Genomic DNA, 20,723 nt, shown 5'->3' on the forward strand with positions numbered 1-20,723 from the left:
AAGATTAATCTATCCAAAATGGAGGAACGATATTAGAAGAAAATGTAGTACAGTCACCACATGCTGCTTTAACCATAGAATATGATAAACCGCTAGAAGATAAATAAACTAAATAACGGCTTGAAATCGCAGAGCGTAATTGAGTTCCGTTGCAAGGAGGGTCTCCTAAACAATCTACAAATTCTCTCACATTACAATCACTTTCATAGTAAGGAGGAAGAGGTTCTTTAGGAAATAAATCTGCGTAATTAAAGAAAATTCTTTCTGATGAAACTGAAGATACTTCAAAAAATCCAATCACTTTTTCTGTTGGATTCTCTACAGATTTTATATTTCCATAGAAAAAACCAGGTTGCTTTGGTGAAAGAACACTTCCTGAGCTGGATAGATCTCTTAAAGTTTTATAATAGGTATAAGCCGCTAAATTTTGAACATATTGTTTTACAAAAATACTATAACGATGAGTGATTATATAGTTTTGATTACTAATAAAGCGTACTGGAAAATTAACTCTATCTTCACTAAGACTATTTGTGTTGTTTAAAATTATATCATCTGACTTTTTTGTTGAGAAGCAAGTTCTAGTCTCTTTTGTTCGAAGGCTTACAAGAATATCTTCTCTTGCAGGCGAACCTGGAAAATCTTCATTTGGATTTGCAGGTACTGCGGGAACATTTACTATCGATGTTTGAAACGGACTCCATAAAGGAGATTCAATTTTGTACGTTTCTACATATTCATACCTGTAATATTTTGAAGTATTACTAGGGTCATAGCTGTTTACATTAATTTGTACACCTCTTTCTCCTTTAACATTCTCGACAGTTGCAGTTAAATTATCAATTTTGGTTTCAGTTGTTAAAACTTGTTCGTCAGAAGTATAATTTTTTCCATCACTTGTTCTAATTTTCAATTGATATTTTCTTCCTGGCTCTGCTTTAAAAGGAGTAATAGATGCATATAATGTATCTTTTTCTTCAAATTGATACTCATTTCCTTGATCGTCAGAAACAGAAACATTGGCACCTTTTTCTAGTTTTGGACCAGTTTCTTCAAGCTCATATACTTGAGAAAGTCTTATAGTTTGATTTTTTAGTTCATTAGTAATAGTTCCTTCTACGACAAGAGCACTTTCAAAATCATTATTCTGAAAAACATATTGTTCAGTACAACTGCTGGCAGCAACCGCCAGAATTAAGAAAAGAGAGATTTTATATATGAAATTTTTCATGATTTTAGAACTTGAAATTGTATGTAATACTTGGAATTGGAATAGAGAAAATAGATGTTTTATAAGCTTTAATTTGTCCTTCTTTTGTAACAAAGAATACTGAATAAGGATTATTGCGTCCCAATACATTATAAACAGATATATTCCAAAAGCTATGTGCTAACTTTTTGATTTTGTGATTTCCTTCGATGTTCAAACCAATGTCAAGTCTGAAATAATCTGGAATTCTAAATTTATTACGATCACTATATACAGTGTATTGTTCATTACCATAATCATATCTTCCAATAGGATATGTAATTGGTCTTCCTGTTTGATAGATAAAGTTACTAGAAAAACTGTAACGTTTTGTAATTCTGTAGTTTAAAACAGCGCTAAAGTCATGCGGTTTATCAAAATTAGAAGCAAAATATTTTCCGTTATTTACTTTTTCTGACTGAAACTGACTGTCTAGTTTTATTAAAGATCTCGAATAAGTATATCCAAGCCATCCGTTTAATTTGCCTACTTGTTTCTTTACTAAAACTTCTATGCCGTAAGCTTTCCCTTCTCCTTGTAAAAGTTCAGTTTCAATGTTTTCATTGAGTAACAATTCGGCACCAACTTTATAGTCTAAGATGTTTTTAGATTTTTTGTAATATCCTTCTAAGCTAAGTTCAACATCACCATCTTTTAAATTTTTATATAAACCTAAAGAAACTTGCTGTGCACTTTCGGGCTTAACATTCAAGTCAGATAGTTTCCAAATATCGGTTGGAGACTGAGTTGTGTTATTAGAGAGTAAATGAATGTATTGATATGTTTTATCATAACTTGCTCTCACAGAAAAGTCATCCGTCAAGAAATATCTAGCAGCAATTCTAGGCTCAAGTCCGCCATATCTTTTAATTACCTCATTGTTGCCGTATGTTTTGGTTTCAATTACTGTAGCATCGTTAAAAGGTGCATTCGGTTCGTAAATTCTTTGAGTAGATTTTCCTAAGGCAGCAAAAGTCGAGTAACGTAAACCAAAATCAAGCAAGAACTTATCACTTATTTTAAAGTTGTCACCAATATATGCTGCAGATTCTAAACCTCTTTCTGTTTCAACATCAATTGGAATTAAAGTCGACTGCGGATTTGTTGGATTTAAATATCCCGGGTCAACAGAGTACAATTTTGTTGAAAGACCATAGCTGAACTTATGTTTTTGATTGTATAAATAAGTCATTTTTAACATTGCCTGAGTTTCATCAATTTTATACCCAAAATCAAAATTATCTACTCCTTCAGATTGATAATCAATGTTGAATTTGTATTCACTATTAGTTACTATTAATGAACCTTTATTTTTCTCGTTAAAAGTATGATTCCATTTTAATGTAGCTAATCTGTTGCTGTATTTGTATAATGAATCTGAAGATACGCTAAATTTATCATGGCTGTAATAAAGTGTAGATTCGATATCGTTGTTAGCATTTATTTTATGATTGTATTTTAAGATGAAATCATAGAATGATGCCTGGCTGTTTTTTAACTTCTCGTCATCTAAGCTTTTTAAAATCCAATCAGAATAGGTAGCTCTTCCTCCGGCAACTAAACTTGATTTTCCTTTTACAATAGGTGTAGAAATCATTAAATTGCTGGTTACGGGACCAATGCCGCCTTCTCCCTGAAATTTGTCTACATTACCGCTTTTTGAAGTAATGTCAAAAACAGATGATAATCTTCCTCCAAATTCAGCAGGAATGCTTCCTTTATAAATATCTACTTTTTTGGTTGTGTATGGATTTAGCGCTGTAAAAAAGCCAAAGAAATGTGAGGGATTATAAAGAGTTGCATGATCCAGTAAGAATAAATTCTGATCTTCTTTACCACCTCTGACATTAAAACCAGAAGATCCTTCTCCAGCCGTTTTTATTCCAGGCATTGTTAAAGCAACTTTCAAAATATCGCGTTCACCAAGAACCAAAGGTACATTTTTAATTCCTTCAGAATCAATTGTTGTTACACCAGTAATGGCAGATTTTGCGGCCTTACTTTTATTTGTTTTAATAAGGACTTCATCCAATTGGTTTACATTATCTGTCAACGAAAAGTTTAAAGATCCGTCATTATAAACCATTATATTTTTAGTGACTTTGTTATATGAAAAGCTATCGGTTTCAAGAACATTTAAACCTCCTGGAACTTGAAGGCTGTAATACCCTTTTTTATCGGTAGTAGCAGAAAATTCCGAATTAGGAACTTTTACCATAACGTTTGCAAGACCAGAATTGTTTTTTCCACCTTTTACAAATCCAGTAATAGTGTAAGTTGCTTTCTTTTTCTGATTTTTTACCTCTTTACCAATCAGAATAAGGTCTCTAACGTTTTTGTTAGGGTTTCTTGAATTTGTTTTCTTTATAGAATCATATTGCTGATAGAATATTGGGGTCGTCATCTGGCCATTTTCATCTCTTTCAAGAGGAATTCCAAAATAATCGTCAGGTAATTGACTATAAATGATACTGTTATTGGTTACGATAATTTTATTTTCAGAAATATAAAAGTTAAAGCTTGTATTCTGAAAAACATCTTCCAGAACTTCACCAACTCGAACTTCTTTATATTGCTTTGTTATTGAAACACTATCGTTTTCAAACCATTTTTCATCAAAATAGAATTTGTAATATGATACTTTCTCGATATCTTGTATAGCAGTTTTTATATTGGCATTCTTAAATTCAACGGTTATTTTGTCACTAATTACTTGAGAATAAATTATTTGTTGAAAGGCTATTAAAAATAATATAAGAGTAATTTTTTTCATTTAATTAGAACTTTTTTTTAAAAGACCATTGATTTGTTTCGTTAGATTTTCCATAAATTGATTTTTATTGGAATCTTCTAATTTCTTGTCTGTTTTATAAATACCATTTATTTCCTTTTTATAATCTGGGAAGATTTTCTTAAAATCTTTTTCGGATTCTACCTTATAGAAATAGTTTTTGTATTTTATAAAATAGTTGATTTTATAAATGTAATTGTAGTAAACAACATCGGCCTGAAGCGACTTTACCTTTTCTTTGAAATGTTTGGTATAAAGAGAAATATTATCGCCAACATATGTTTCTTCGTAAATACCTTTTATAAGTGAAGGGAATTTAATTGATTCTTCTTTTAAGTTGACAAATTTTTTATTTTTAATAAAGAAATAATCAACCTTTTGCGTGATCAAATTTATAGGTAAATTTTCTGAAGAACCATTCTGCTTGTAAATAACTTGATCCAGCAGAATATCATATTTTAAGTTAACATTTGAGTAAATCTGACCTTCATAACTAATATCGCCCAGATTAAACTCTTCCGTATAATATCTATTTTTTCCAGCTAATGGACGAAAGGGCTCGCTATGAACAATTCCGTTATTGATATTTAAGTTATCTTTTCCGACTGCTTCATCGAAATAATCGTATAATGATGATTTTTCAACAGATTGTGAATGTAAATACGATATGTTTAAGAAGGTGCCAAATATCAAAAGATAAATAGCTTTTTTTTGATAATTTTTCAAAGGAAATGTGGTTTATTGTTTTTTGGATGATTGGCTTCAAAAGTATTAAAAAAAATGTTATAAAAATCACGCAAAAGTGTTAAAATGTAATAAAAACATTATATTATTAAATCGAAAAACCCCAATTCAGTTAATGAATTGGGGTTTTCTATGAATAAACCTTTAGTAAACTAAGATCTGATTACTCTTTTTTGTCCTCGCGTGGAGGTCTAGGAACAAGTGCTTTTTTAGACACTTTTTCTTTTTTAGTTTTTGGATCAACTCCTAAGTATTTTACTTGGAAAACATCTCCCATTTTAACTACGTCAGCAACGTTTTCAGTGCGTTCCCAAGCAAGTTCAGATACGTGAAGCAATACTTCGTTTCCTGGTGCAGCAGTATATTCTACTACAGCTCCAAAGTCAAGCATTTTGATAACTTTTACTTCGTAAGCTTCTCCTAATTGTGGTTTGAAAGTAATAGAAGCAATTTTTGCTAATACAGTTTCGATACCAGCAGGATCTGTACCTAAGATTTCGATAACACCTTGCTCATCAACCTCATTAATAACGATAGTTGTTCCAGTAGCTTTTTGTAATTCTTGAATTACTTTTCCACCAGGTCCAATTAATGCTCCAATAAAGTTTCCAGGAATAGTTCTTGTGATGATTTTTGGCGCATGTGCTTTAACGTCAGCTCTTGGAGTTGCAATAGTTTCAGTTAATTTACCTAAAATGTGCATACGTCCGTCACGAGCTTGGTTAAGAGCTTGTTCCATAATGTCATAACGTAATCCATCAATTTTGATGTCCATTTGACAAGCTGTAATACCATCAGCAGTTCCAGTTACTTTAAAGTCCATATCTCCTAAGTGATCTTCATCACCTAAAATATCAGACAAAACAGCAAATTTCTCACCATCAGTAATCAATCCCATAGCAATTCCAGAAACTGGTTTTACCATTTGAACTCCAGCATCCATAAGAGCCATTGTTCCAGCACAAACTGTTGCCATAGAAGAAGAACCATTAGATTCTAAAACTTCAGAAACAATACGAATTGTATAAGGACAATCTGCAGGAATCATGTTTTTTAATGCTCGTTGAGCTAAATTACCGTGACCAACTTCTCTTCTTGAAGTTCCTCTTAATGGTTTTGCTTCACCAGTAGAGAAAGGAGGGAAGTTATAGTGTAAATAGAATTTCTCTTCACCTTGTTCAGATGGAGAATCGATTTGGTTTGCTTCTCTAGAAGTTCCTAAAGTTACAGTTGCCAAAGCTTGAGTTTCTCCACGTGTAAATAAAGAAGATCCGTGAACTCTTGGTAAATAATCAGTTTCACACCAGATTGGTCTGATTTCTGTAGTTTTTCTTCCGTCTAAACGAATTCCTTTTTCAAGGATAACATTACGAACAGCTTCTTTGTTTGTTTTGTAGAAATATTTCCCTACTAAACCAGCTAAATCTGGATTTTCAGCATATTCTTCTTCTGTAAACAAAGCTTTAGCTTCTTCTTTTACAGCTGCAAATTTCTCACCTCTTTCACTTTTTCCAGAAGCTTCTTGTGCAATTGTATAGCATTTATTGTAAGCAGCAGCTTTTACTTTTGCGTAAACAGCTTCGTCTTCGATTTCACCTTCGTAAGTTCTGTATTCTGGAGAACCAACTGCAGCTCTTAATTTTTGTTGAGCAACAATTTGAACTTTAATAGCTTCGTGAGCAAATTTGATAGCTTCTACCATTTCTGCTTCTGAGATTTCTTTCATCTCACCTTCAACCATTGCAACAGAGTCCATAGAAGCTCCAATCATCATATCGATGTCAGATTTTTCTAATTCTTCTCTACTAGGGTTGATAACGAATTTCCCGTCAATACGTGCAACACGTACTTCAGAAATTAAGTTATAAAAAGGAATATCTGAAACTGCTAATGCTGCAGATGCTGCTAAACCAGCTAATGCATCTGGCATAACTTCTTCGTCATGAGACATTAATTGAATCATAACTTGTGTTTCAGCGTGGTAGTCGTCTGGGAAAAGCGGACGTAAAACACGGTCAACTAATCTCATTGTTAATACTTCGCTGTCGCTTGGACGTGCTTCTCTTTTGAAGAAACCTCCTGGGAAACGACCTGCTGCAGCAAATTTTTCGCGGTAATCTACCGTTAATGGTAAAAAGTCAACGCCTGGGTTAGAAGTGCGAGCTGAAACTGCTGTTGCAAGAATCATTGTGTCGCCCATTCTTACTACTACAGAACCATCAGCTTGTTTAGCTAAACGTCCTGTCTCGATTGTGATGCTTCTGCCATCACCTAAATCGATTTTTTCTACAAATAATTGTGGAATCATAAATTTTTTCCTTTTGATTATACAATGGGTTTTAGTTGTGTTGTAGTGTTGTTGTGTGTAGTTGTTGTTATCTAAAACCCAATGAAAAACCAAACTTTTTTTCTTGTAATATGCTTGTAAGCAGTTGTAATTGTAAAAACAAAAAGAGGCACTTTCGCACCTCTTTTATATATTGATTATTTTCTGATATTCAATACTTTGATAATCTCACGATATCTGTTGATCTCTTTCTTTTTCAAGTAATCCAACAAAGCTCTTCTTTTACCTACTAATAGTACAAGAGAACGCTCAGTGTTGTAATCGTGACGATTTTTTTTCAAGTGTTCAGTTAAGTGAGCAATTCTGTAAGTGAACAATGCAATTTGACCTTCTGCGCTTCCAGTGTTTGTTGCACCACCGTGTTGTGCGAAAATCTCTTCTTTCTTTTCTTTAGTTAAATACATTCCAATATTATTTAATGATTTTTATGTATGTCATACATCTTTTGTAAGACGGTGCAAAATTAGATTAAAAAAACAGAAAAATCAAAAAAAAATACAAGAATCTAAAAATAGAATATTGATTTTTGTTTTTTGAGTAATTTGCTACCTTGTCATTTTACTAATTTGTTACTGTTATAGGTATCGAATACTGCACTCTAACGGGTACGCCTCTTTGTTGTCCTGAATTCCAGTTTTCATAGCTGGTAATAACTCTGACTAATTCTTCATCCAGTCCGTATCCTAATGATTTTAAGATTTTTGGCTCAACAATTTTTCCGTCTTTTGCAATTATAAATTGTACGATTATTTTCCCAGCTACTTTATTATTTACAGCTTCTTTTGTTTTTACAAAATTATCCCCAATGAATTTATAAAAATCGTTGACTCCTTTTTTGGGTAATGGTCTTACCTCTAAAACATCGTATTTACGTTCAACTCCTAAAGAATCGGTGCTTTTACCAGAGATAAACCTTCCTTTCTTATAAATATCGATATAACTATAATTTAGTTTTTTATTAGTTCCGGTCCAAATTTCATCTTTGTAGCCGTTTTTTATTTTTCCTTTGACAATAAGCTCTTTGTCATTTTCATCATAATTCCCATTTCCATTAACAACTAAATGCTCGTTTTTAGAATTCCAATAATTATCCATTCTAAAATCAGAGCTTAGTGTTTTTTCATCTTGAAAATATTCTCCTTCTAACTTTGGATTTCCATTTTCGTACCATTCATTAAAGCGGCCTTTTAGTCTTCCTTTAAAATAATTTTCTTCTCTTTTTCTATTTCCATTATCATAGTAGTAGACAAATTTACCTTCTTTGGAAAATCCATCTTTTGTCTTAGAATTCCCTTCCATTTTTAATACACCAGATTTATAATAATCTTTAATTTGATATAAATCTTTTTCTGTATGATAGTCTTTTATAATTCTGTAAGAACTGTGATTTTCTTTTGAAGCGTCTTTTCCAATCGAATCAAAATAGATGATTTTATCTGATGCGTTTTGCGAAAAAATAAGCATTGGAAGCAATCCTAGAAGATAAAAAATTTTTCTCATAAATATTTTTTGTAGTAAAAATAGTGTTTTGAGAATTACTCTATCAAGAAAATTATTTTGATTTAAGATTTTTTTTCGGATTTTGTTTTTCAGTTAAAGATGAATAAGATGTTTTTACGTTGTTTTCATCAACACTTATTCCCGAAGTTAAAATCCCCTTATCATAATTGTCGACAAAAGTCTTTTTGTGCAATAGGTCGTTTCCTTGCCAAGAACCCTGTTTCAGTCCATCTTTAATCGTTCCTTTTTGTGATACAAACTTATCTGTTTCCTCATATTCTCCATTTCCGTCAGTCACGGTTTGGCTTTTATCTTCATCCCAGCAATTAAGAATTAAGGTTTGAGATTTCTTTGTTTTTGGCTCCCAAATATTTTGTTTCTCAGATTTTTTACTTTGGTTTTCGTACCAATTAATTTCCTTGCCATTTTTGTGGTCGTCAGTATAATTAACAACAGCTTCCTTGGCTCCGTTTTTGTAATAGTAAATAAACTCTCCGTCTTTTTTTAGAACATCACGGTCTAAAGTAGCGCCAGTCATCTTCTTTCGTCCATTTTTATAGAAATCAGTTACGACATATCGCATGCTTTTTTGCGAATAATTGGTAATTACTCTCGTATAGCTGTAATTGTCGGGTGTGCATTCCTGATTTAACGAGTCTAAAAAGATTTTTTTTGAGACCATGCTAATTTGTGCAGACAGACTAACTGAAATTATCAGAAGCAAAAAAAGGAATATGTTTATTTTCATTCAGTTCTATTTTTTATACTAAAAATAGTCCTTCTAGAATAGTTTAGCAACTTCCTGATTAACAAATTCTAAAAATCTTTCGTCAGCCTCTGTAAACGGATCAATAACATGACTGTCAATATCAATTTGACCAATATTTACTCCATTCACAAATAACGGAACTACTATTTCAGATTTAACTGTAAAACTGCATGCAATATAATTATCCTGTGCTTTAACGTCTGGCACTACAAAATTAGCATTACTTTCTGCTACTTGTCCGCAAATTCCTTTTCCAAAAGGTATAACAGTATGGTCTGTTTCTGCTCCAACATACGGACCTAGATGCAAAGTTTTCGCTTCGTGATTGGCAAAATAAAAACCAACCCAGTTGTAATATTCTATATTTTCATTTAAAAGCTTGCAGATTGCTAATAATTTCTCGTCTCTATTTGCTTCATTGCCAGTAACAATGGCGGTTATTTGTGGTTCTAATTCTTGAAATGTCATGATGTAAAATTTTATACAAAAGTATTTAAAGCTGAACTCAAAAAATACATAAATTTGAAAAAAAAATCTCTTGAAAAAATATTTAGTTCAGTTTAAGCCTTTCTTGATTTTTGTAAGCATCTTTTTCTTGACATATATTGTCTTGACTTTGCTTTATAAATTTTATTTAAATAGTTATGAAGCAGACGATTTAGATGGTATTACTATAGTTACAGGTAAAAATGCAGAGTTGTTGTTAAAGCTTTTTAATTATGATGTAATAATTCAAAAAAGCTCTCAAAATCCTTGGCAGGAGATTATTATGAATGGTGCTTATTTAGCTCGTATAACCGAAGGCTGCAACGCGGTAAGTGTAATGATTCTTTTTGTTTCATTTGTCGCAGCTTTTTCTGGAAAGTTTAAAAAAACATTCTTATTTATAATCTTAGGACTTATCTCTATTTATATTTTGAACGTAATTAGAATTGCTCTTTTAACGGTGCTGTTATTCTATTTCCCAAAACAAAACGCATTTCTTCATGGAGTTTTGTTTCCGTTAATTATTTACGGATATGTTTTTATTTTATGGATTTTTTGGATTAATAGATTTTCAAAATATGCTAAATAATTTAAAAGAAAATAAGTTTAAAATCTTCATAGCAATAGTTATTGTAGTATGCTTTGCATTAATAAGAGCATTTGAAACAAAATTGTTTTACGATCCGTTTTTGAACTATTTTAAAAATGACTTTCATAGTCAGCCTTATCCTCAAGTTGAAACTCCAAAGCTCTTTTTAGGACTTTTTTTTCGATATTTATTAAATGCAGTTTTGTCTTTGATCTTGATTTACGCATTATTTAAAGATCGTGATATTTTAAAATTTAGTTTATTAATATATACCTTGTTTCTAGTCGTACTATTGGGAATGTTTTATGTAATTCTAGAATATTTTCCAGATGCAAGCTGGCTTCTTTTCTATGTAAGAAGATTCATAATCCAGCCTATTTTAGTGTTATTGTTTATTCCAGGATTCTATTATCAGCTTCAGAATTCAAAAAAATAACATTTCTTTTTGTTTTTTATCGATTGTTTTTTGAATAGCTTTGCAGTATGAATTTGAAAAAGTGTACAGGTCTATTTTTGGCGTTCCTTTTATTGGTTTCCAATATTGGGTTTGCTTTTGATGTACATTATTGCGGAGGGAAAATTGCTTCCGTTTCATTAAACACAACAGTACAGCCTGTTGTAGAAAAAAAATGCTGTGGTTCAAAAGAGAAAAAGAATTCTTGCTGCAAGGATAAACTGGTTCACTTTGAAAAAAAATCAGACAATGCAACTTTCAAATTTTTCTTTTTCCAATTTGCATTTCCGGCTGTTATTCAAGACTATAAGCCTTTAGCCTTTTTAGCACTTCCAAATTTTAAAAAGAAAGAAGTCCTTTCGTATTATTCAGATGCGAATGCGCCCCCCTTATTCAAATTATATCATCAGTATATTTTCTATTCCTGATTTTAATGTTAAGATGCACTGCAGGTCTTGATTAAGACTTTGCATTTACATTTTGATGGTTTTTGTTTTGAGCAAACATCAAACATGTAATTCTTTTCAACATTAAAATCATTTTTTATGCAAAAAAATATAATGCTTTTTATGGCGTTTTTGCTTTCTGTTGCTGCTTTTTCGCAAGAAGATTTAGAGGAAGTAAAAATTAATAAAAAGCAAAAAGGAATAAAAAAATCCTTCACAGTAACAGCCAATACATCTTTAATTACAAGTAAAGAGCTGCTTAAAGCCGCTTGTTGTAATCTGGCCGAAAGTTTCGAAACAAATCCATCCATAGATGTCAATTTTTCGGATGCCTTAACAGGAACCAAGCAAATTAAAATGCTCGGTTTAACAAGTCCTTATTTAATGATTACCGAAGAAAATATACCTTCTGTTAGGGGAGCTTCACAAGCATACGGTTTATCATTTACTCCAGGAACGTGGATCGAAAGCGTGCAAATCACTAAAGGAGCGGGGAGTGTTATTAATGGCTACGAAAGTATTTCCGGTCAAATTAACACTGAGCTTTTAAAACCTTTAAACGATATTCCTTTTTTCCTAAATGCTTATGGTTCAACCGATTCTCGTTTTGAATTAAATACCCATTTCAACAAAAAACTTTCTGATAAATGGGCAACAAGTTTATTCGTTCACGGAAACACACGTGTAGCCAAAAACGACATGAACAATGACGGATTTTTAGATAATCCTTTAGGCAAACAAATCAATGTTTTAAACCGTTACCAATATTATAATCCAGAAAGTGGTTTGGTTAGTTTTATCAATTTCAGGTATATGAATGATAAAAAACAAACAGGAGAAGTTGATTTTGATAAAGATCGTGATCGTGGAACCACAAATTTTTGGGGATCTGAGATCAATACAGAACGCTTTGATGTATCAACAAAAATAGGTTATGTTTTTAAAGATATGCCTTATCAAAGTATTGGTTTTCAAAATGCATTCAACAGTCACAAACAAGATTCTTATTTTGGATTAAATCAATACGATATCAAACAGAATAGTTTTTATTCTAATTTGATTTTCAATTCCATCATAAACAATACAATGCACAAGTTTACGACTGGTTTGAATTTTACATACGATCAATATCAGGAATTTGTAAATGTTACCGACTACAGCCGAATTGATAACTCGGTTGGAGCATTCTTTGAATATACTTATGACAATACAGATAATTTTAGTTTGATTTTAGGAGGACGAGTAGATAATCATAATCGATTGGGATTTTTTGTTACTCCTAGATTACACATGCGATATAATCCTTGGAAAAATGGTGTTATTCGTTTTTCTGCAGGCAGAGGAAAACGTACAGCGAATATTTTTGCCGAAAACCAGCAGCTTTTTGCCAGCTCAAGAAATTTTTCGATCTTGGATTCAAGCGGAAAAGTATATGGACTAAACCCTGAAATTGCATGGAATTATGGTGTGAGTTTTTCGCAGAAATTCCGTCTTTTCAATAAAAATGCAGATGCCGGTTTTGACTTTTATAGAACCGATTTTCAAAATCAAGCTGTCGTAGATTTAATGCAAAGTCCGCAGCAAGTGTTGTTTTATGATTTGAAAGGAAGCTCATTTGCCAATAGTCTGCAAGTGGAATTTAATTATGAGCTCATTCATAATTTAAATTTAAGAACAGCCTATAAATATTATGACATCCAAACCGATTATTTAAGGGGAACATTTCAGCGTCCGTTACAGGCAAAACATCGCTTCTTAGGAAATTTAGAGTATGAAACAACAATGGATGAAGACAAACAATGGAGGTTTGATTTTACCTGTAATTGGTCTGGAAAGCAGCAATTGCCTTATACGGCTTCCAATCCTGAGGCAGATCAATTTCCAGATTTTTCGCCTTCATATGCTGTAATGAATGCCCAAGTAACTCGTGTTTTTTCTTCTGTTTTTGAAGTATACATTGGAGGAGAAAATATTGGAAACTATAGACAAGAAAAAGCAATTCTAGGTGCAGAGAATCCTTTTGGACCAAATTTTGATGCCTCTGTAGCATATGCTCCAATTTTTGGGCAAATGTATTACGCGGGTTTAAGATTTAAGATTAAATAAAATTTTAATCGCAATAACAATTTCAAAAATCAATATAACAATAATAAATAGTAAACAAAATGAATAAATTAGTTTTAATAGTAATGATATCTTTTTTAGGGTTTTCTGCGCAGGCACAAACTAAAAAGAATAAAAATTTAAAATACACCACAGAAGTAAACGGAAACTGTGAACAATGTAAGAAAAGAATAGAAAAAGCGGCTTATGGTGTTCCCGGAGTAAAAACTGCTAGCTGGGACATAAGTTCGCATCAGCTTTCAGTTATTTTAAACGAAGAAAAATCTTCTCCTTTAGATTTAAACAAGGCAGTCGCAAAAGCAGGTCATGATACTAAGGAGGTTAAAGCTGAAACAGCAGATTATGACAATTTACACACTTGCTGCAAGTACGTAAGAGAATAATTATTTTTAAAGCCCAAGCGTTAGTTTGGGCTTTTTTTAATAGTTAATTTATGTTTAAAATACCGCATTTTATTGCGGTTACAGTAAATTATTGTTACTTTCACACACTTATAAAGATAACCAACTTCGTTTTATGAATAATTTTGATTGGACCCAGTTAATTAACCCTGAATTTTATATTACTTTAAGTGTCGGAGGTTTTCAGATTGGGTTGTTTATTGTGCTGTTTATAGTGTTTGCTGAAACAGGGCTTTTTGCAGGTTTTTTTCTGCCTGGAGATAGTTTACTTTTTTTAGCAGGTATTTATAGCCGTGACTTGATTGAAAATGTTATGTTTATTCCTAACGATTTTTTAAACGTACTACTACTTGCGACTTTAGTGGGAATAATGGGAGTTTTAGGAAATATGACAGGTTATTGGTTTGGAGCCAAAAGTGGTTATTATTTATTTAAAAAAGAAGATTCATTCTGGTTTAAGAAAAAATATCTGCTTCAATCAAAAGATTTCTTCGAAAAGTATGGAGGAAAAGCCATTATCTATGCTAGATTTCTTCCTATTTTTAGAACGTTTGCCCCAATAGTTGCAGGAATTGTTTCGATGGATAAAAAGAAGTTTATGTTTTATAATATTTTGAGTTCTTTCCTTTGGTCTTTCATATTAATTTTTGCAGGACATTATTTGTACGGCATCTTTTTAAAACAAGGAATAGATTTGAAAAAACATATAGAATATATTATTATAATTATTGTAATCATATCAACATTCCCAGTGTTAATGAAGCTTTTGAAAAAGAGACCAGCAGAAAAGATATAATAAGAAATAAAAATAAAAAAGTCCGAAGCTTCAAAACTTCGGACTTTTTTATTTTCATATTTAATTTAGAAATAATTTCTATTTATATAAATGATTCTCTCTAGTATTTACTATAGTGTGGTTTCAACCGGATATAAGAAAATAACAAACACTTTTGATTATTAGAACGAACTTGTAAGAGTTCTGTAAATGTTAGTGTTTCTTAAGAAGTTTTAAAATTTGTAGTTAACAATTAACAAATAACAATTAACAAATAACAATTAACAATTAACAATTTTAAAACCTACCATTCATTTACTTTGTTAGCGTCCATTTTAAGAAAAATAAACAACAAAATGGTAAAACCCCAGAGTCCAGAACCTCCGTATGAAAAGAAGGGTAGAGGAACCCCAATTGTAGGGAATATTCCAATTACCATCGCAATATTTACAAAAAAGTGTATAAAGAGAATACCTGCGACACAATATCCGTAGACTCGGCTGAATTTTGTTTTTTGTCTTTCAGCTAAATAAATTACTCTAAGCAATAATCCAACGAAAAGTGCAATTACGGTTAAAGAGCCTGCAAATCCCCATTCTTCACCAACTGTTGTAAAGATATAATCGGTATGTTGTTCGGGTACAAATCCGCCTTTGGTTTGTGTTCCTTCCAAGAAACCTTTTCCAATCCATCCCCCAGATCCGATTGCAATTTCAGACTGATTGGTATTATATCCAATACCTTTCATATCGACGCTTTTACCTAATAAAATATTGAAACGGTCTCTATGGTGTTGTTTAAAAACGTTATCAAAAACGTAATCAACAGAAAAGACAAAACCAGAGATTAAGGCTAATAATATAGCGCTCAAAATTATATTGCGGTCAACAGCCCTGCCTTTGAAATGGATAATAGCTAATACAACAAACGCAATTATGACAACTACATAAGGTTCTAGTACTAATGTAAGAACAAAGAGAACAATAGTAATAAAAGCGGTCCAGACATACCAAGAAGGTAGGCCTTCTCTATATAAAACAAGGATAAAAACACTGTAAATTAAAGCACTTCCAGGATCTGGCTGTGGTAAAATAAGTATTACAGGTAATAACATAATAGCTAATGCCTGAATCTGTCTGTTGGTTTCTTTTAAATTAATTTGAGTGTCACTCAGGTATTTAGCCAGCGCCAATGAAGTTGCGGCTTTTGCAAATTCTGAAGGCTGTAAAGTAAAACTTCCTATGGCATACCAGCATCGTTGACCTGCAATCGTTTTTCCGAAAAGAAATAGGCCTGCAAGAGATAATAGAGAAACTCCAAAGATAATACTGGCATATTTTTCATAAAACTTACCATCAACAAAAAGAACTATAAATATCAAAGGAATAGTACAGCAGATAAAAATAAGCTGTTTTTGATAAGTTCCGTCAGTTGACAATAATGAAGACGAATAAATATTCAGCCAACCTAAAGTTACCAGCGCAATATAGATAAAGACACTTATCCAATCGATATTATTTTTTACACTTTGATTTTTCATTTGAAATAATCTTTCTTAGTTTTTCTTAGTAGTGTCTACTGCTGTTTTCTTAACTTCAGTGGTTGGTGCTGTTGTGACTGGTGCTTTTGGTTTTACAATTTTGGCTTGTAAAACAGAATCTTTTGGTACAGATTCTATTTTAAGAGCCTCTCCTAATCCGCCCAATTTCGCATATTCAGAAAGTAAGCTTTTGTTTAGTACTCTTACTTCCAAATCAGTTCTCGTGATTTTTTTTCTAAGATATTTTTCTATCATTAAACTCGCAATAGGTCCAGCTACAGTAGCTCCAAAACCTCCGTTTTCAATCATAACTGCAATTGCAATTTTCGGATTATCTTTTGGTGCGAAAGCGACAAATATCGAGTGATCTTTTAGTTTTTCTCTTTTACCGTTTATTTTAGCATAGTTTTCAGCTGTTCCTGTTTTTCCACAAATATCGATTCCTTCTACTCTAAGAGCATATGCGGTACCTTTATTGTAAACATCAAATAATCCGCTGATAACTGGCGGAAAATATTTCTGATCAATAGTTGTAACATGCTTTGTGGTAAACTTTTCGTCAATTTTTTCTCCTTCAATCTTTTTAATGATATGAGGAGTATAATAATAACCCTGATTTGCAACAGTTGCCATCATATTGGCTAATTGAATCGGAGTCATCAAAACTTCACCCTGACCAATTGCATTTGATACAATGGTGGAACTTCTCCATCCTCCGTTAGGGTAAATTCGTTTATATGTTTTAGAGGTCGGAATATTTCCTTTTTTGCCAGTTGGTAAATCATAACCCATAAATTGTCCTAAACCAAAACTTCTTACGTGATCACTCCAAACATCTACAGCCTTGCCAGGATCAGAATACTTGTTAATTGTTAACATGTATGCCTGGCCAAAATAAGTATTACAAGAATTGTAAATTCCATTATGCAGTTGATGAGGTCCAAAACCGTGACATTTCATGAAACGGCCTCCACCATAACTAAATCCGTGATGACACATAAAAGTGGTTTGCTCATTAATTACACCTTCTTGAAGAGCAACTAATCCAGTAAGAATTTTAAATGGAGAACCTGGCGGATATTCTGCTAAAAGTCCTCTGTCGTATAAAGGTTTCGCTATAGAGTCACGATACAAAAGCGTATAATTCTTAGATCTTTGGCGTCCTACCATGATACCAGGATCGTAAGAAGGCGCAGTAACTAATGCTAAGATTTCTCCTGTTTTAGGTTCAAGAGCTACTATCCCTCCTCTTTTATTGATCATCAATTCTTCGCCGTACTTTTGAAGTTCGGCATCAATAGTTATATTGATGTCTTCTCCAGCTACAGCAATTGTGTCGTATTTTCCCTCTTTGTAAGGACCAATTTCTCGGTTATATTTGTCTTTCTGAATGTATTTTACACCTTTTATTCCGCGCAAAATTTCCTCATAACTTTGCTCTACCCCCTGTTTTCCAATTAAATCTCCACTGTTATAGTATGGATTTTTCTCAATTTGTTTTTCATTTACCTGAGTAATAAAACCAAAAATATTGGCTCCATAATCTACCTCATAATCACGAAGTGATCTTTTCTGGAAATAAAAACCATCATATTTTCTGATTTTTTCCTGAAAAGCAGCAAATTCATTTTTATTTAACTGCGAAAGAAAAACAGAAGGAAGTCTCGGGCTGTATACTTTTGCTTTTGCAATACGCTTATTGTATTCTTCTTGAGTAATATTTAGAAGTGAACAAAATTCAGCAATATTAAGGTCTTTCTTTACTTCTCTAGGAATTACCATAATATCATACGAAGCCTGATTAGCCACAAGGAGTTTTCCATTTCGATCATAAATGTAACCTCGCTCAGGGTAATCATAAACTTTTTTTATCGCATTATTTTCTGATTTCAATTTAAATGAATCATCAATAATCTGCAGATAAAATATCCTAATCACTAGCAAAGATGCTGCAATAATAATTATAGTGGGCAGCAGAACTTTTCTCATCGTTTATTGGGCTTAATAAGATAAATTATTATTATTGAGGTGATTATAGTAAAGATAGAGCTGAATAAGGTTCGGAGTAAAATGTCCCAGATAAATTTAAACTGAAATGCCTCGAGAACAAATAATACAATATGGTGTATTAAAACCGATACCAATATAAATGAAAAACGCTCTGGAGTTAGAGATTCATTTAGTTTTATAGTTTGATATTCATAACTAAGTCCGAAAGAAAACTTAAAAATATAAGGCCTGTAGTAGGCTAGAATAACACAAGCAGTTGCATGTATTCCGCCAGAATTACAAAACATATCCATTGTTAATCCTAGTAAAAAACTAGAAAGAATTAAACCGGCTTTATTGCTGTTTACAGGATATAAAATAATGTACAAGATATACGGAAAAGGACTTATGTATCCTAAGAAATTCATATTGTTGAATATAACAATCTGAATTGCCAGCAGCATAATAAATCGAAAAATATTTACCAACAAAGCGCTATTCATCTTTTTCTTTGCTTTTGTTTTCTAAATTAATAAGTTCTTCTCTGTCCTTACTCTTGATAATATAAACGTGTCCAAGATTTGTCATGTCATTAAATAGCTTAACATTTATGACATAATAACTTGTATTCTTTTTGATGTATATTTTATCTACCGTACCAATATTGATTCCTTCTGGGAAAATCACAGATTGACCTCCAGTTACAATAGTATCGCCTTTTCTAATAGAAGCTAATCTAGGAACATCTTCTAATTGCACAAATCCTGTACTTTTTCCATCCCAAGTTAATGAACCAAAATGATTTGATTTTTTGATTTTAGCATTAATCTGCGATTTCATGTTTAAAATACTCACAACAGTAGAATATCTTGGCGAAGTATTATCAACAACCCCAATAATTCCTAAGCTGTTAATAACACCCATATCTTGTTTAATCCCTTCATTGCTTCCAGCATTCAAGGTGATGTAATTTTCATGTGTATTATAAGAGTTGTGAATTACTTTTGATACGATTATGTCAGCAGGTTTTACACCTTTTATACTGTCAGGTAAAGGTAATTTTGTAGTGTCTTCCTTGTTGAATAAAAGACTTTTTAATCTTGCGTTCTCAAGTACAAGTTCGTCGTTTTCAGCTCTTAAATTCAAATATTCATTTACACGATTTATTTTTTCATAAACACCGCCGCTTAAAAAATTAGCAGAACTGATTACCTTGCTTCTGTGATAAGAATGAGATTGAATTGTGAGTCCTAACGAAATACCTAAAAGCAGCAAAAACAGCAATCGATTACTGTTTCTTATAATGAAATTAAAAATTTGCTGCATTTCTTGTTTGGTTATTTTGTTTCAGGATATGCTTTATGGTTTCAGATTTTATAAGGATCAAATATTAAAAATTTGACCCTTATAAAAGTAAATTGATTGTTATTTTGAATCTTATTTGATTAAGATACTTTTAAATTTTGCAATATTTTTAAGTGCCATTCCTGTACCGCGAACAACAGCTCTTAAAGGATCTTCTGCAATGTAAACAGGTAAATCTGTTTTTTGAGAAATACGTTTGTCAAGACCTCTCAACATAGATCCACCACCCGCTAAATAGATACCAGTATTATAAATATCGGCAGCTAACTCAGGAGGAGTTTGAGATAATGTTTCCATTACTGCATCCTCGATACGTTGAATAGATTTGTCTAAAGCTTTTGCAATTTCACGGTAAGAAACATCTACTTGTTTCGGTTTACCAGTAAGTAAATCTCTACCTTGAACAGACATGTCTTCTGGCGGACCATCTAAATCTTCGATTGCAGCTCCAATTTGAATTTTTATTTTTTCAGCAGTACTTTCTCCAACAAAAAGGTTATGTTGTGTACGCATATAATAAACAATATCATTTGTGAAAACGTCACCGGCAATTTTTACAGATTTATCACATACAATACCACCTAAAGCAATTACAGCGATTTCTGTTGTACCACCTCCAATGTCAACAATCATGTTTCCTTTTGGCTGCATGATGTCAATTCCAATACCGATTGCAGCGGCCATTGGTTCGTGAATCAAGTAAACTTCTTTTCCATTTACGCGCTCACAAGATTCTTTTACTGCACGCATTTCAACCTCAGTAATTCCAGAAGGAATACAAACTACCATTCTTAATGCTGGTGTAAACATTCGCTTTTTTAACGCAGGAATACTTTTAATGAACATATTGATCATTTTTTCTGACGCGTCAAAATCTGCAATTACACCATCTTTTAAAGGCCTTATGGTCTTGATGTTTTCATGCGTTTTACCTTGCATCATGTTGGCTTCTTTACCAACAGCGATGATTTTGCCTGATACTCTATCACGTGCTACGATAGAGGGGCTGTCAATAACAACTTTATCATTATGAATGATTAAAGTGTTTGCGGTACCAAGGTCTATTGCAATATCCTCAGTCATGAAATCAAAAAATCCCATAAGTTTTTTAGGGGTTTAAAATGTTATAAATTATTTTGAACAAAGTTAAACAA

General features: G+C 32.2%; 19 protein-coding genes. 6 read left to right on the forward strand and 13 right to left on the reverse strand.

What is annotated here, in order from left to right; translation table 11 throughout:
* Window positions 1-4: 4 nt before the first annotated feature.
* From QMG60_RS06580 to QMG60_RS06615, 8 genes are all read right to left on the reverse strand, one after another.
* Complete coding sequence (locus tag QMG60_RS06580) at window positions 5-1,231, reverse strand: DUF4249 domain-containing protein (RefSeq protein ID WP_281867268.1); 1,227 nt, start codon at window positions 1,229-1,231, stop codon at window positions 5-7.
* A gap of 4 nt (window positions 1,232-1,235) precedes the next feature.
* Complete coding sequence (locus QMG60_RS06585; RefSeq protein ID WP_281867269.1) at window positions 1,236-4,022, reverse strand: TonB-dependent receptor; 2,787 nt, start codon at window positions 4,020-4,022, stop codon at window positions 1,236-1,238.
* Entirely contained in the window at window positions 4,023-4,766 is a 744-nt protein-coding gene (locus QMG60_RS06590) for a hypothetical protein (protein WP_281867270.1), read from the reverse strand.
* A 181-nt stretch (window positions 4,767-4,947) separates the two neighbouring features.
* Complete coding sequence (locus tag QMG60_RS06595) at window positions 4,948-7,092, reverse strand: polyribonucleotide nucleotidyltransferase (RefSeq protein ID WP_281867271.1); 2,145 nt, start codon at window positions 7,090-7,092, stop codon at window positions 4,948-4,950.
* 176 nt (window positions 7,093-7,268) lie between these two features.
* Complete coding sequence (rpsO, locus tag QMG60_RS06600) at window positions 7,269-7,535, reverse strand: 30S ribosomal protein S15 (protein WP_057117622.1); 267 nt, start codon at window positions 7,533-7,535, stop codon at window positions 7,269-7,271.
* 157 nt (window positions 7,536-7,692) lie between these two features.
* Window positions 7,693-8,631, reverse strand: coding sequence for an energy transducer TonB (locus QMG60_RS06605; RefSeq protein ID WP_281867272.1), 939 nt, complete (start codon window positions 8,629-8,631; stop codon window positions 7,693-7,695).
* Window positions 8,632-8,683: 52 nt separating this feature from the next.
* Entirely contained in the window at window positions 8,684-9,379 is a 696-nt protein-coding gene (locus QMG60_RS06610) for a hypothetical protein (protein ID WP_281867273.1), read from the reverse strand.
* A gap of 33 nt (window positions 9,380-9,412) precedes the next feature.
* Window positions 9,413-9,868 (reverse strand): GAF domain-containing protein, encoded by a 456-nt coding sequence (locus QMG60_RS06615; protein ID WP_057117619.1) that lies wholly within the window; start codon window positions 9,866-9,868, stop codon window positions 9,413-9,415.
* Window positions 9,869-9,938: 70 nt separating this feature from the next.
* On the opposite strand from QMG60_RS06615, the gene xrtF reads away from it, so the two are divergent.
* The 6 genes from xrtF (at window position 9,939) to QMG60_RS06645 (ending at window position 14,696) form a co-directional block, all read left to right on the forward strand.
* Window positions 9,939-10,475 carry an exosortase family protein XrtF gene (gene xrtF, locus QMG60_RS06620; protein WP_134139172.1) on the forward strand — a complete coding sequence of 179 codons (537 nt, stop codon included), beginning with the start codon at window positions 9,939-9,941 and terminating at the stop codon, window positions 10,473-10,475.
* Complete coding sequence (locus tag QMG60_RS06625; RefSeq protein WP_134139174.1) at window positions 10,465-10,911, forward strand: exosortase F system-associated protein; 447 nt, start codon at window positions 10,465-10,467, stop codon at window positions 10,909-10,911. Before xrtF ends, QMG60_RS06625 begins: the two co-directional genes overlap by 11 nt.
* 47 nt (window positions 10,912-10,958) lie before the next feature.
* Window positions 10,959-11,357 carry a hypothetical protein gene (locus QMG60_RS06630; protein WP_134139175.1) on the forward strand — a complete coding sequence of 133 codons (399 nt, stop codon included), beginning with the start codon at window positions 10,959-10,961 and terminating at the stop codon, window positions 11,355-11,357.
* Window positions 11,358-11,474: 117 nt separating this feature from the next.
* Complete coding sequence (locus QMG60_RS06635) at window positions 11,475-13,481, forward strand: TonB-dependent receptor (protein WP_281867274.1); 2,007 nt, start codon at window positions 11,475-11,477, stop codon at window positions 13,479-13,481.
* A gap of 59 nt (window positions 13,482-13,540) precedes the next feature.
* Entirely contained in the window at window positions 13,541-13,882 is a 342-nt protein-coding gene (locus tag QMG60_RS06640) for a heavy-metal-associated domain-containing protein (RefSeq protein WP_057117615.1), read from the forward strand.
* Between the two features lie 133 nt (window positions 13,883-14,015).
* The gene (locus QMG60_RS06645) at window positions 14,016-14,696 is read left to right on the forward strand and encodes a VTT domain-containing protein (RefSeq protein ID WP_057117614.1); all 681 of its coding nucleotides are present in this window, start codon (window positions 14,016-14,018) and stop codon (window positions 14,694-14,696) included.
* A 283-nt stretch (window positions 14,697-14,979) separates the two neighbouring features.
* Here QMG60_RS06645 and rodA read toward each other — a convergent pair whose 3' ends face one another.
* The 5 genes from rodA to QMG60_RS06670 all read right to left on the reverse strand — a co-directional run bounded on the left by rodA (window position 14,980) and on the right by QMG60_RS06670 (window position 20,670).
* On the reverse strand, window positions 14,980-16,215 hold the full coding sequence (gene rodA, locus QMG60_RS06650) for a rod shape-determining protein RodA (protein ID WP_057117613.1): 1,236 nt from the start codon (window positions 16,213-16,215) through the stop codon (window positions 14,980-14,982).
* Window positions 16,216-16,230: 15 nt separating this feature from the next.
* Window positions 16,231-18,204, reverse strand: coding sequence for a penicillin-binding protein 2 (gene mrdA, locus QMG60_RS06655; RefSeq protein ID WP_134139178.1), 1,974 nt, complete (start codon window positions 18,202-18,204; stop codon window positions 16,231-16,233).
* Complete coding sequence (locus tag QMG60_RS06660) at window positions 18,201-18,707, reverse strand: rod shape-determining protein MreD (RefSeq protein WP_134139180.1); 507 nt, start codon at window positions 18,705-18,707, stop codon at window positions 18,201-18,203. Before QMG60_RS06660 ends, mrdA begins: the two co-directional genes overlap by 4 nt.
* Window positions 18,700-19,530: a rod shape-determining protein MreC gene (mreC, locus tag QMG60_RS06665; protein ID WP_057117610.1), complete on the reverse strand. Its 831-nt coding sequence runs from the start codon at window positions 19,528-19,530 to the stop codon at window positions 18,700-18,702. The genes QMG60_RS06660 and mreC overlap by 8 nt, the downstream gene beginning before the upstream one ends.
* 111 nt (window positions 19,531-19,641) lie before the next feature.
* Window positions 19,642-20,670 carry a rod shape-determining protein gene (locus QMG60_RS06670; protein ID WP_008466528.1) on the reverse strand — a complete coding sequence of 343 codons (1,029 nt, stop codon included), beginning with the start codon at window positions 20,668-20,670 and terminating at the stop codon, window positions 19,642-19,644.
* Window positions 20,671-20,723: the final 53 nt, after the last annotated feature.

Origin of the sequence: Flavobacterium sp. GSB-24 (assembly GCF_027924665.1) — a bacterium.
Taxonomy (GTDB): Bacteria; Bacteroidota; Bacteroidia; order Flavobacteriales; family Flavobacteriaceae; genus Flavobacterium.